Origin of the sequence: Bittarella massiliensis (ex Durand et al. 2017) (genome assembly GCF_009876955.1) — a bacterium.
GTDB lineage: Bacteria > Bacillota > Clostridia > Oscillospirales > Ruminococcaceae > Bittarella > Bittarella massiliensis.
The window spans coordinates 270,605-283,757 of the sequence record NZ_WWVY01000002.1 but is presented as its reverse complement, the minus strand read 5'-3'; the positions used below and the strand labels follow the sequence as shown (position 1 = coordinate 283,757).

10 protein-coding genes are annotated in these 13,153 nt (G+C 66.8%); all 10 read left to right on the top strand.

Annotated features, from left to right (window positions below; translation table 11 throughout):
* Positions 1-81 precede the first annotated feature (81 nt).
* Positions 82-561 (top strand): Lrp/AsnC family transcriptional regulator, encoded by a 480-nt coding sequence (locus tag GT748_RS02415; RefSeq protein ID WP_021661514.1) that lies wholly within the window; start codon positions 82-84, stop codon positions 559-561.
* The gene (locus tag GT748_RS02410) at positions 558-1,736 is read left to right on the top strand and encodes an aminotransferase class I/II-fold pyridoxal phosphate-dependent enzyme (protein ID WP_021661513.1); all 1,179 of its coding nucleotides are present in this window, start codon (positions 558-560) and stop codon (positions 1,734-1,736) included. Before GT748_RS02415 ends, GT748_RS02410 begins: the two co-directional genes overlap by 4 nt.
* A gap of 81 nt (positions 1,737-1,817) precedes the next feature.
* A complete protein-coding gene (locus GT748_RS02405; RefSeq protein WP_161213274.1) occupies positions 1,818-2,957 on the top strand; it encodes a DUF362 domain-containing protein in 1,140 nt (379 codons plus the stop codon).
* A 21-nt stretch (positions 2,958-2,978) separates the two neighbouring features.
* Positions 2,979-3,863, top strand: a complete 885-nt coding sequence (gene ispE, locus GT748_RS02400; protein ID WP_161222305.1) for a 4-(cytidine 5'-diphospho)-2-C-methyl-D-erythritol kinase — start codon at positions 2,979-2,981, stop codon at positions 3,861-3,863.
* A gap of 239 nt (positions 3,864-4,102) precedes the next feature.
* Positions 4,103-4,747 carry a stage II sporulation protein R gene (gene spoIIR / locus GT748_RS02395; RefSeq protein WP_021661510.1) on the top strand — a complete coding sequence of 215 codons (645 nt, stop codon included), beginning with the start codon at positions 4,103-4,105 and terminating at the stop codon, positions 4,745-4,747.
* Between the two features lie 178 nt (positions 4,748-4,925).
* Positions 4,926-8,219, top strand: coding sequence for a PD-(D/E)XK nuclease family protein (locus tag GT748_RS02390; RefSeq protein WP_021661509.1), 3,294 nt, complete (start codon positions 4,926-4,928; stop codon positions 8,217-8,219).
* Between the two features lie 3 nt (positions 8,220-8,222).
* On the top strand, positions 8,223-11,783 hold the full coding sequence (locus GT748_RS02385) for a UvrD-helicase domain-containing protein (protein ID WP_021661508.1): 3,561 nt from the start codon (positions 8,223-8,225) through the stop codon (positions 11,781-11,783).
* 219 nt (positions 11,784-12,002) lie between these two features.
* On the top strand, positions 12,003-12,506 hold the full coding sequence (infC, locus tag GT748_RS02380) for a translation initiation factor IF-3 (protein WP_021661507.1): 504 nt from the start codon (positions 12,003-12,005) through the stop codon (positions 12,504-12,506).
* A 23-nt stretch (positions 12,507-12,529) separates the two neighbouring features.
* Positions 12,530-12,727 (top strand): 50S ribosomal protein L35, encoded by a 198-nt coding sequence (gene rpmI, locus GT748_RS02375; protein WP_021661506.1) that lies wholly within the window; start codon positions 12,530-12,532, stop codon positions 12,725-12,727.
* A gap of 44 nt (positions 12,728-12,771) precedes the next feature.
* Positions 12,772-13,125, top strand: coding sequence for a 50S ribosomal protein L20 (gene rplT / locus GT748_RS02370; RefSeq protein ID WP_021661505.1), 354 nt, complete (start codon positions 12,772-12,774; stop codon positions 13,123-13,125).
* The last annotated feature ends 28 nt before the right edge of the window (positions 13,126-13,153 follow it).

Genomic DNA, 13,153 nt, shown 5'->3' with positions numbered 1-13,153 from the left:
GGCAAAAGGGAGTATACTGTTTACTCAATCGGCCCCTTTTACCGGGGGGCGGAAAAAAAGACGTGAAGGAGTGAGTGACGGATGGACAAATTACTGAAGATCTTACGGCGCAACGGCATGATGGAGGTGGCGCAGCTGGCGCTGCTTTTGGACCAGAGCGAGGCGGAGGTGGAAGAGCGGCTTCGCCAGCTGGAAGAGGACGGGGTCATCAAGGGCTACCGGGCGGTCATCGATTTTGAGGAGACCGAGGAGAACCATGTGGAGGCCCTGGTGGACCTGAAGGTGACCCCCCGCAAGGACTGCGGCTTTGACTACGTGGCCGACAAGATCGCCCAGATGAAGGAAGTGGATTCCCTCTACCTGATGAGCGGCGGCTATGACCTGTCGGTCCACATTTCCGGCAAGACCTTTCAGGACATCGCCATGATGGTGGCCAAAAAACTCTCCACCATCGACGGGGTGACCGGCACCGCCACCCACTTTGTCCTCAAGAAATACAAGGAGGACGACATCCTCTTCTGCGGTGAAAAACGCGATGAAAGGGGACTCACCAACCTGTGATCGACTACAACAAAATCCTCTCCAACAAAATTTTGCAGGTGAAGCCCTCCGGCATCCGCAAGTTCTTTGACATCGCCGCCGAGATGGAGGGGGTCATCTCCCTCGGGGTGGGGGAGCCCGACTTCGACACCCCCTACTCGGTGCGCCAGGCCGGCATCAAGAGCCTGGAAGAGGGCAAGACCTGGTACACCGCCAACGCCGGCCTGGCCCCCCTGCGGGAGGGGATCGCCCGCTACCTGCAGCGCCGGTTCGACGGCCTCACCTACGACCCCAGCGACGAGATCCTGGTCACGGTGGGCGGCAGCGAAGCCATCGACATCGCCATTCGCACCCTGGTGGATCCGGGGGACGAGGTGATCATCCCCGAGCCCAGCTTTGTCTGCTACACCCCCATCGTCCAGCTGGCCGGCGGGGTGCCGGTGCCCATCCCCACCAGGGAGGAAAACGAGTTTCGCCTCACCGCCCAGGAGCTGAAGGACGCCCTCACCGAGCGCACCAAGCTGCTGGTGCTGCCCTTCCCCAACAACCCCACCGGCGCGGTGATGGAGCGGCGCCACCTGGAGGAGATCGCCCAGGTGCTGCGGGGGACCGACGTGATGGTCCTCTCCGACGAGATCTACGCCGAGCTGACCTATGGCGGGCTGAAACACACCCCCTTTGCCGCCATCGAGGGGATGTGGGAGCGCACCATCACCGTCAACGGCTTTTCCAAGGCCTTTGCCATGACCGGCTGGCGGCTGGGCTACGCCTGCTGCCCGGCCCCCATCCTCGCCCAGATGAAAAAGGCCCACCAGTTCGCCATCATGTGCGCCCCCACCGTCAGCCAGTACGCCGCGCTGGAGGCCATCAACAACTGCGACGACAGCATCGAGGAGATGAAAGAGGAGTACGACAGCCGCCGGCGCTACATCGTCGACGCCTTCAACAAGCTGGGGCTGCCCTGCTTCACCCCCAAGGGGGCCTTCTACGTCTTCCCCTGCATCCGCTCCACCGAGATGTCTTCCGCCCAGTTCTGCGAGGAGCTGCTCTACTCCAAGAAAATCGCGGTGGTGCCGGGGGACGCTTTCGGCGAGAGCGGGGAGGGCTTTATCCGGGTGAGCTACTCCTACTCCCTCTCCCACCTGAAAAAGGCGATCAAGCGCATCGGCGAATTTCTGGAAGAGCGGCAGGGGTGAGGACGCCCCGCCAAAAAACCAAACGGCACGGGCCGCGACCGAAGGGGCCGCGGCCCGTTTTGAGAAATGGGGGATCGGAAGATGTCCGCTGAACTGGTTTCGGTGATAAAGACCCCGCGCTACGGGCGGGAGGAGGCGGTGGCCGCCGTCCGCCGCCACTTTGCGGCCCTGGGGGTGAAGGAACAGGTGGGCCCGGCCACCCGCGCCCTCATCAAGCCCAATTTGCTGATGAAGCGGGCCCCCGAGGGGGCCACCACCACCCACCCCGACTTGGTCTACGCGGCGGTGGTCTGCCTGCAGGAGCTGGGGGTGCGGGAGATCGTCATTGCCGACAGCCCCGGCGGCCCCTACACCGAGAGCGCCCTGCGGGGCATCTACCGCGCCTGCGGGATGGAGGAGGTGGCTCGGGACACCGGCGCCCGCCTCAACTTCGATTTGGGGGAGGGGGAGCGGGAGAACCCTGCCGGGGTGAAGGCCAAGAAGTTCGCCGTCATCGCCCCCATCTGCCGGGCCGACTTTATCGTGGATGTCGCCAAGTGCAAGACCCACTGCATGACCACCCTCTCCGGCGGGGTGAAAAACCTCTTCGGCAGCATCCCCGGCCTGCAAAAGCCGCGGATGCACTACCGCTTCCCCGAGACCGAGGACTTCTCTCAAATGCTCCTGGACCTCTGCGGCGCGGTGCGGCCCGATCTGGTGCTGGTGGACGCGGTGGAGTGCATGGAGGGGGACGGCCCCTCCAGCGGGGTGAAAAAGCAGGTGGGGCTGACCCTCTGCGGCCGCAGCCCCTACGCCGTGGACGAGTGCCTCTGCCGGCTGATGGGCTTTTCCCCCGAACAGGTGGCCACGGTGCGGCTGGCCCGGGCTCGGGGGCTCTTTGGCGGGGAGGTGGCGCTGACGGGGGACGAGGACGCCTTGCAAAACCGCCATTTTCAGCGGCCCCGCTCCTCCACCGTGGACTTTATGGCCGGGGTGCCTGCCCCCCTGCGCCGCCCGGCCAGGTGGGTGATGCGCACCCTCTTCACCCCCCGGCCGCTCATCGATACCGCCGCCTGCGTGGGCTGTGGGAAGTGTGCCGAGAGCTGCCCGCCCCAGACCATTGTCCTGGAGGGGGGGAAGGCCCGCATCCGGAGAGAGCGCTGCATCCGCTGCTACTGCTGTCACGAGATGTGCCCGGTGGGGGCCATCCGCGTCTCCAAAAACATCCTCACCAAACACTAAAAGCGAGAGGAGGGCGCGCCCATGGACGGTTTGCACCTGCGGGCCAACGCCAAAATCAACCTGTCTCTGGACATCCTCGGCCGGCGGCCGGACGGCTACCACGAGATGGACATGGTGATGCAGACGATCACCCTCTGCGACGAGATCACCCTGTGCCGGACGCCGTCGGGCATCTCCCTCACCGGGGACGACCCGACCCTGCCCTGCGACGAGCGAAACATCGCCCACCGGGCCGCCCGCGCCTTTTTTGAGCGGACCGGACGGCCGGGCGGCTGCGCCATCCACATCCAAAAGCGGCTCCCTGCCCAGGCAGGGCTGGGGGGCGGCAGCAGCGACGGCGCGGCGGTGCTGCGGGGGCTGAATGCCCTCTACAGCGCGGGGCTCACCACCCCCCAGCTCTGCGAGGTGGGGGCCGAGGTGGGGGCCGACATCCCCTTTCTGGTGCTGGGGGGCCCCGCCCGGGGGGGGGGATTTGGCGAAAAGCTGACCCCCCTTCCCCCGCTGGGGGACTGCTTTCTCCTCCTCTCCAAGCCGGAGGAGGGGGTCTCCACTGGGGCGGCCTTTGCCGCCTTTGACGGAGCGGAAGATCCCCCCCGCCCCGACACCCAGCGGCTGTTGGCCGCCCTGGCGGCGGGGGACCTGCCCGCCCTGGGACAGGCCCTGAAAAACGCCATGCAGCTGCCGGGGGTGGTGCCGCCGGCGGTCTGGGAAATCGCCCGTCGGATGGAGGAAGGGGGGGCGCTGGGGGCCTGCATGAGCGGCAGCGGCTCGGCGGTCTTCGGCCTCTTTGACCGGGAGGGGCCCGCCCGCCGGGCCGAGGCGGCGCTGCGGGAAGTCTACCCCCAGACCGTCCTCTGCCGCCCCACCCCCTTTGGGGTGACCGACCGCCGGGGACAGCCGATCTAGGGACCGACAGCCGGTCTAGGGCTCCGTTGGGGCCGCGCGCCTTTAACAGTGCGCTGGCAGAAGGGCCCCTCCGCACCGGAAAGGGGCAATGGCTGCCGATGGGGCGGGGGAAGGCCCCCGGCCCCTTCTCCATCTCTATCCCCTGCTCTGCCGGCGGCAAAATAAATTTGATTTTCCAGGTATAATTTGAAAAAGAGCGCTCCATACTCTCCCCAGACAAATCGGAAGGGGCGTTTTCAGTGAAGCGTTTTGCAAAAGTCCACAAGTGGGAGTGGGCCCTGGCTCTGGCCTCGGTCCTCTGCATCTTCTACGCGGCGGTGTCCGCAGAGGGGGAGTCGGTGGAGGCCATCCGCGAGAACACCGTGCGGCTGCACATCGTGGCGAACTCCGACTCGCCGGAGGACCAGGCCCTCAAGCTGCAGGTGCGCGATGCGGTGCTGGCCCGCTCCGACGAGCTCTTCGGCGATCTCGAGGGGAAGGAAGAGGCCCTGGACACCATCCGGGAGAAGCTGCCCGCCATCGAGGAGGCCGCCGAGGCGGCCCTGCGGGAAAACGGCTGCCAGGAGCCGGTGCGCGCCGGGGTGACAAACCTCTACTTTGACATCAAGCGCTACGGCGACCGGGCGATCCTCCCCGCAGGGGAGTACGACGCGCTGCAACTGGTCATCGGCGAGGGGCAGGGCCACAACTGGTGGTGCGTCATGTTCCCGCCCCTCTGCGTCCCCACCGCCAGCGAGCAGACCCCCGATTCGGTCTACGGCGAGGCGGCGGGGGAGATCGACCCCGCCCAGGGGGTGGAGGTCAAGTTCAAGGTGGTGGAGTGGTTTGAGGGGGTGCAGCGCTTTTTCTCCGGCGAGAAGAGCGCCGAGCACTACACCCACTAGAGCGGGTCCCGGGCGGGCGGCCAAAGCGGAAAGATCTTCCGCCGCGGCCGCCCGCCTTTTTGCGCCCCGCGCGGGTTGCCCGGCGGGCCAAAACGTGTTATTCTGAAAGGCAAACGATACCCCCTCCCACCGCCCCTTTTGGGCGGCGGGAGGGCCGGACCGAAAGGGGGGAAGAGAGATGCTGCAACTGGTGCTGGGCCGGGCCAAGACCGGCAAGAGCACCCTGCTGGAGAGCCGGGTCGCCCAGCGGGCCGCCCAGGGGCGGGAGGTGTTGTTCCTGGTGCCGGAACAGGCCTCCTACCAGACCGAGAGCCGCCTCTTTTCCGCCCTGCCCCACGGCGATTTCAGCCGGGTGCAGGTCCTCTCCATCACCCGGCTGTGTGAGACCATCTTCGCCCAAAACGGCGGCCTCTCCGTCCCCGACTTGACCGGGGTGGGGGCGGCCTCCCTCATGGCCTCGGCCTTTTACGAGACCAAAGACCAGCTGCGCCTCTACGGCGGCCAGCCGGTGACCGAGGGCTTTCTCTCGGCCCTTATCGCCGCCCGGGAGGAGTTTCAGAACATGGGCCTCTCGCCCCAGGCCATCGACGAGGCCGCCCAGGCCCTGGGGAGCCCCGCCCTGCAGGACAAGCTGGGCGATTTCTCCGCCGTCTTCGCCGCCTTTGACGCCCTTTTGGACCGCAGCTTCACCGACGAGCCGGGGAAGATCTACCGCGCCATCGACCGGCGGGGGGATTTCTTTTTGGGCAAGTCGGTCTTTGTCGACGCCTTCACCGGCTTCACCAAGCCCCAGCACGACCTGCTCGACTGCATCCTGCGGGAGGCGGAGGAGGTGACGGTGGCCCTCTGCTGCGACGACCCCTGGCAGGGGGACGGGCGGGAGCTCTCCCCCTTTTACGAGGCCCGCAAGACCGCCCGCCGCCTGGCCCGCAACTGCCGGGAGATGGGGGTGGCGGTGGCCGAGCCCGAGCGGCTGGACACCCCCCGCTTTGTCTCCGCCGACCTCTGCCAGATAGAGGCGGCCTTTGCCGGGCGCCGCCCCGCGCCGCTGGAAGAGGGGAAGGTGCGGGTCTTTGCCGCCCCCGACCGGTTTGCCGAGTGCGACTGGGCCGCGGCCGAGATCGACCGGCTCTGCCGCCAGGGCTACCGCTACCGGGAGATCGCCGTCCTCTGCCGCCGGGCCGACGACTGCGCCGTGGCCATCCGCCAGGCGTTCGACCGGCGGGAGATCCCCTATTTTATCGACGAGAACCAGCCGGTCTACGCCAAGCCCACCGTCAGCCTGGTGCTGGCCATTTTGCGGGCCCTCACCCGGGGGCTGGACGCAGACGGCCTCCTCCTCATCGCCCGGCAGGGGCTGGCCGCCGCCGACGAGGAGACCCTCTGCGACCTGGAGAACTACCTCTACACCTGGAACCTCTCGGGGGCGGCCCTCAAGCGGCCCTTTGAAAAAAATCCCGACGGATTCGGCGGCCCCCTCACCCCCGAAGGGGCCGAGACCCTGCGCCGGGTCGAGGCGCTGCGCCAGGCCGTCTGCGACCCCCTGTTTGCCTTTGAAAAGAGCTGCCGCCGCAGCACCGGCGGGAAAATCGTCAAGGGCCTCTTTTCGCTGTTGGAGCGATACGGCGCGGCCCGGCTGGGGGAGCGGCAGGTGGCCCGGCTGGACGAGCTGGGGGAGAGCGCTTTGGCCGACGACTTTGTGGCCCAGTGGGACGCCCTGGTGGCGGTGCTGGACGAGCTCTACCTCACCCTGGGGGACCAGCCGCTGGACATCGACCGGTTTGCCGAGATCTTTCGCCTCTCCCTCAAGGCGGGGGATTTCGGCGCCATCCCCCGCAGCCTCGACCAGGTCATCGTGGGCTCGGCGGACAAGACCCGGCTGGAGGGCTGTCGGGTCTGCTTTGTGCTGGGGGCGACCTTTGGGGCCTTCCCCCTGCAGGAGGACCTGCCGGGGCTGCTGACCCAAAAGGAGAAAAACGCCCTGGCCGAGTGGGGCCTCGCCTACGCCGTAGACACCGGCGAGGCGGTGAGCCGGGAGCTGGGCTACTGCTACAATGCGGTCTGCGCCCCCAGCGAGCGGCTCTACATCGGCTACCACACCGCCTCGCTGAAGGGGGAGCAGTTTGAGCCCAGCGAGCTGGTGGAGACCGCCCTGAAGATCCCCGGCCTCAAGGTGGAGGCCGGAGAGCTTCCGGGAGAGGAGGCCGTCTCCAACCGGGAGACCGCCTTTGCCGCCCTCTGCGCCGGGGAGGACCCGGCCCTGGCGGCCGCCCTGGCCCAGGCCCTGGGCGAGCCGGAGCGCCGCCGGTTGGAGCGGGTGCACCGCAGCGGCGAGGGGTACCGCTTCACCCTCGGGAGGGAGGCCAGCTACCTCCTCTTCGGGTCCAAGCTGAACCTCTCCCCCACCGGGCTGGAGCAGTTTGAAAACTGCCCCTTCTCCTTCTACCTCAAGCGGGGGCTGGGGCTTGCCCCGCCCCCCAAGGGGGAGGTCTCCCCCCTGGAGACGGGCAGCTTTATCCACTACCTGCTGGAACAGGCCCTCAAGACCTACGGGCGGGCGTTCCCCGCCGTCCCCAGAGAGGAGCTGGACGGCTTTGTGGACACCGCCGCCGCCCGCTACGGGAAGGAGCAGTTGGGGGAGGAAAACCTCACCAAGCGCCAGCAGTACCTGCTGCAAAAGGTGCGGGAAAACACCAAGCTGCTGCTGACCCACCTGCAGAGGGAGCTGGCCCAGAGCCGTTTTTTCCCCGCTGCCTTCGAGCTGCCGGTGGGGGAGGGGAAGGACGCCCCGCCCCTGCGGGTGCAGGCCGCCGACGGCACCGAGGTGGCGGTGCAGGGGTATGTGGACCGGGTGGACACCTGCGAGATCGACGGCCAGCCCTATCTGCGGGTGGTGGACTACAAGTCGGGGGGGAAGGCCTTCTCCCTGAGCGATGTGTACAGCGGGCTGAACATGCAGATGCTCATCTACCTCTTCTCCCTCTGCCAGGGGGAGGGGCCCTTTGCCGGCAGCCTGCCCGCCGGGGTCCTCTACATGCCCGCCGCTGTCACCTATTCCGACGTGGAGGGGGAGCCGGACGAGGGCTCCGCCGCCCTCTTTTCAAAGGGGCTGACCCAGAGCGGACTGGTGCTGCGGGACCTGGAGGTCGTCCGCGCCATGGAGTCGGGGGTGGCGGGGGACTTCATCCCCGTCAAGCAGAACAAGGACGGCACCTTCAGCAAATACAGCCGCCTGGCGACGCTGGAGCAGATGGGCCAGATCGAGGGGCACATCCGCCGCACCATGGCCGGGCTGGTGGACGCGCTGCGCCAGGGGGAGATCGGCGCCGTGCCCCTGCAAAAGGACCAGTTCCTCCCCTGCACCTACTGCGACTACCGCCGGGTCTGTCTCATCGAGGAGAAGGACGAGCGGCGGGAGTGCCCCAAACTGAAGGGGGACGCCGAATTTTACCAGAGGACAAAGGGGGAGTGAGTGATGGCTGAAAAGCCCCGCTTTACCAGGTGGCAGCAGGCCGCGGTGGACGACCGGGGCGGCACCCTGCTCGTCAGCGCCGCCGCCGGCTCGGGCAAGACCTCGGTCCTCACCAGCCGGGTGGTCTCCCTCCTGGCCGACGAGACGACCCCCGTCAGCCCGGAGGAGCTGCTCATCGTCACCTTCACCAACGCCGCCGCCGCCGAGATGAAGCAGCGCATCTACACCGGCCTGGCCGCCGAGATCGCCGCCCGGCCGGGCAGCGCCTTTCTGCGCCGCCAGCAGGCCCTGGTCTCCCGCGCCGACATCTGCACCATCGACTCCTTTTGCATCAAGTTGGTGCGGGAGCACTTCTCGGCCCTGGGCATCCGCCGGGACTTCTCCATCGTGGAGGGGGCCCAGGCGGGGCTGCTCAAGCAGCGGGCCCTGGGCGAGACCCTGCAGGAGCTCTACGAGGAGGCGGAGCCCGCCTTTTTGCAGATGGCCGAACTGGTCAACGCCGAGCGCAGCGACCGGCGGCTGGAGGACATCCTCTTAAAGCTGCACGACTTTCTCCAGTCCCTGCCCTACCCCCAAAACTGGCTCGACAGCGCCCTGGCCCTCTACGACGGGGACCAGCCGGCGGGGGAGAGCGTCTGGGGCAGGGCCCTCCTCGCGGGCGCGGCGGAGATGCTCTCCTTCTCCCTCGCCCAACTGGAGAAGATGGGCGACCTCGCCGCCGGGGACGGAAAGCTGTCCGCGGCCCTGGCCCCGGTGCTCGAGAGCGATCGGGCCCTGGTGCAAGGCGCCCTGGACGCGGCCCTGACCGGGGACCTGGGCGGCCTGGAGGAGCGGCTGCGAGCGGGCGGCTTTGCCCGTTTCCCCACGGTGCGGGGCTATGCCGACGACCCGCTCAAGGTGCGCGTCAAAGAGCTGCGCGACGAGGTGCGGGCCGACTGGGCCGAGTGGCGGGACAAGCGCCTCTGCCGCACCCCCGCCCAGCACCGGGAGGACGTGGCCGCCCTGCGCCCCCTGGTGGCCGCCCTCTACGGGGCGGTGAGCCGCTTTGGCCGCAAGTTGGAGGAGCGCAAGCGGGCCGAAAACCAGTTTGAGTTCTCCGACTTGGAGCAGTATGCCCTGCGGCTGTGCACCACCACCGACGGGGTGCAGATCCTCCCCAGCGAGCTGGCGGGGGAACTGTCGAGCACCATCTCCTTTATCATGGTGGACGAGTACCAGGACACCAACGGGGTGCAGGACGCCCTCTTTCAGTCCCTGTCCAAAAATGGGGAGAACCTCTTTTTGGTGGGGGACGTCAAGCAGAGCATCTACCGCTTCCGCCAGGCAAAACCGGAGATCTTCATCGCCAAGAAGGAGCAGTTTCACCCCTACGACGGCAGCGCCTACCCGGCCCTCATCACCCTGGACCAAAACTTCCGCAGCGCCAAGGGGGTCACCGACTTTGTCAACTTCCTCTTCTCCCGGGTCATGAGCCGGGAGGTGGGGGAGATCCCCTACGGCGAGGGGGAGGAGCTGGTCTACTCCGGCGGGTACGACGGCGCGGCGGTGGACGACGCGCCCGAAATCTACCTGGTGGACGGCAGCCCCGAACAGCCGGGGGAGGGGGAGGAGCCGCCCCCGCCCGACCGCCGCACCCTGGACGAGCGGGAGGCCGACTTTGTCGCCCAGAAGATCCGCTCCATGGTGGAGGGCGGGTTCCTGGTCAAGGACGGCCCGGTCACCCGCCCCGCCCGCTACGGCGACTTTGCCGTGCTGCTGCGCTCGGCCAACACCCTGGCCCCCCTCTATCTCGAGCGGTTGGAGCTGGCGGGGGTCCCGGCAGGCGGCAGCGGCAGCCAGGGCTTTCTCGGCCGCAAGGAGATCGGGATGCTCACCGACTTGCTCAAGTGCATCGACAACCCCAAAGACGACGTGGCCCTGGCCGGGGCCATGCTCTCCCCCCTCTACGGCTTCACCCCCGACGAGCTGGCCGAAATCCGCGCCGGCGCGCCCAAGGGGGCGGGGAAGAGTCTCTACGCCCGGCTGCTGGGGGCGGCGCGCACCCCCAAGCTGGACGGGTTTTTAAAGGACCTGCGCTACTTCCGCGAGCTGGCGGCCGTCCTCCCCGCGCGGGAGCTGCTGGGGCGCATCTACCTGGCCACCGACGTGGAGAACCTGGTCAGCGGGCTGGCAAACCCCGCCCCCCGGCGGGAAAACCTCCGCCTCTTTCTCACCTACGCCCAGGAGTTTTCCCAGTCCGGCTCGGCGCGGGAGTTCCTGCGCTATCTGGAGCGGGTGGCCGAGGGGGGGGACGACCTGCCCGGCGCCCAGTCCGGCGGCGGGGGCAACGGGGTGCAGGTGATGAGCATCCACCGCTCCAAGGGGCTGGAGTTCCCCGTCTGCTTTGTCTCCCGGCTGGGGGGCGGCTACAACCTGAAAGACGCCCGGGCCCGGGCCCAGGTCTCCCCGGCCATGGGCTTTACCTGCTACCGGCGGCGGGAGCACTTTTTGCAGCACTCCACCCTGATGCACGAGGCGGCCAAGTGGGAGGCGGTGCAGCAGTCGTTGAGCGAGGAGATGCGGGTGCTCTACGTGGCCCTGACGAGGGCCAAGCAGAAGCTGATCCTCACCGCCGCCCAGAAGGACCCCCAGGGCTATGCCCGCGCCTGCTGGGCCCGGGGCACCAGCCCCTACGCCGTCCGCCGCAGCGGCTGCTTTGCCGACTTTGTGCTGGCGGCCCTGGCCCAGCACCCGGGGGCCGACGGCCTCTTTCGGGGGGCGGGGGTCCTCCTCCCGGCGGGGGAAGCGCCCTTCCCCATGGTGGCGGCGGTGGTCCGCCCCGCCCTGCCCGCCCCGCGGGAGACCGCGCGGGAAGAGGTGCCGGCCGACCCCGCCCAGGTGGCCCGGCTGCGGGAGAAGCTCGCCTACCAGTACCCCTACCGGGCCCTGACCGCCCTGCCGGCCAAGGCCTCGGTCTCCCAGCTGGCCAAGGGGCGCAAGAGCTGGCTCAACACCCGCCCGGTCTTTACCTACCAGGGGGGGCTCACCCCCACCGAGCGGGGCAACGCCCACCACAAGTTCATGCAGTACTGCGACTACCGGGCCGCCGCGGCCGACCCCGAGGGGGAGATCGCCCGCCTGAGGGGGGAGCAGTACCTCACCGGTCCCGAGGCCGACTGCATCGACCCCGCCGTCCTGCGCAGCTTTTTTGCAGGGCCGGTGGGCCGGCGCATCGCCCGGGCCGACCGCCTCTACCGGGAGCTGCGGTTTTTCACCCGGATGGACGCGGGGGAGCTGGACGGCGAGGCCGCCGGCTTTGGGGAGACGGTGCTGGTGCAGGGGGTGGCCGACTGCGTCCTCGAAGAGGGGGGCGAGCTGACCATCATCGACTACAAGACCGACCGGGTGAAGGACCTGGCGGCCCTGGGCGAGCGCTACGCCGTGCAGCTGCAAGTCTACACCAAGGGCATCGGCGACCTGCTGGAAAAGCCGGTGCGCCACAAGATCCTCTACTCCTTCTACCTGCAAAAGGCGCTGGAGCTGGAGGAGGAAAAGGCCGCCGCCCGCCGCAAAAAAAACAGTTGACAGGGCGGGGTGGGGCTGCTATACTAGTTGAGACAACAAAGTAGAACAACATCTGCCGTTCTCACCCACCGGCCTTCTGTGGCGGTGCGGTCAATCAGAAAAGGGGCGTCTCCCCACAGGGGCGGCGCGCGTTTGGGCGATTGGTCAAGTGCGGCAACGGTGTTGTCGCACTTTTGTAATTTCAGGGCTTATGGAGGTGTATGGGCAATTAAGAAAGACATGCTCATCAATGAGAGTATTCGAGAAAAAGAGGTTCGGGCGATCGATTCCGACGGCAGCCAGCTGGGCGTTCTCCCCACCCGTCAGGTGTTGGAGATGGCGTACAGCCGCGATCTGGACTTGGTCATGATCTCCCCGACGGCACAGCCGCCGGTCTGCAAGATCATGGACTACGGCAAGTACCGCTTTGAACAGTCCAAGCGGGACAAAGAGGCCAAAAAGAAGCAGAAAATCGTCGAAATCAAAGAAGTTCGCATGTCTTTGAACATCGATACCCACGATCTGGAGACCAAGATCGGCCAGGCGAACAAGTTTTTGGGCCAGGGCAACAAGGTCAAGGTGTCCATCCGTTTCCGGGGGCGCGAGATGGCCCACAAAAGCCTGGGCGTCGAACTGATGAACCGCTTTATTGAGCTCATCGGCGACGAGGCCGTGGTCGACAAACCGTCCAAGATGGAAGGGCGCAGCATGGTCGCCTTTCTGTCCCCCAAGCCCGTGAAGTAACATTTTAAGGAGGAGCATATAAGATGCCGAAGCTGAAGACGCACACCGGTGCCAAAAAACGCTTTAAGCTGACCAAAAACGGAAAGGTGAAGCGGGGTCACGCCTACAAGTCCCACATCCTGACCAAGAAGGACACCAAGAGAAAACGCGGCCTGCGCAAAGCGGCTTACGCCGACAAGACCAACGTAGAGGCCATCAAGAAACTGCTGCCCTACGCCTAAATAGAGGCCGGAATTTTTGAAGGAAACCTAGGAGGTATAAGGATATGGCTCGTATTAAGAGAGCGACCATGACGCACAAGAGAAGAAAAAAGGTTCTGAAGCTGGCCAAGGGCTACTACGGCGCCAAGAGCAAGCTGTTTAAAACCGCCAAACAGGCCGTGATGAAGTCCGGCCAGTACGCCTACATCGGCCGCAAGCAGAAAAAGCGCGACTTCCGCAGACTGTGGATCACCCGCATCTCCGCCGGCTGCAAGGCGAACGGCATGAACTACTCCACCTTTATCAATGGCCTGAAAAAGGCCGACATCTCCCTCAACCGCAAAATGCTGTCGGAGATCGCCATCCATGACGCCGCCGCCTTCACCGCCCTGTGCGAAAAGGCCAAGGCCGCTCTGTAAAGGGGCGTAATATGCGCATCTGCCGCCC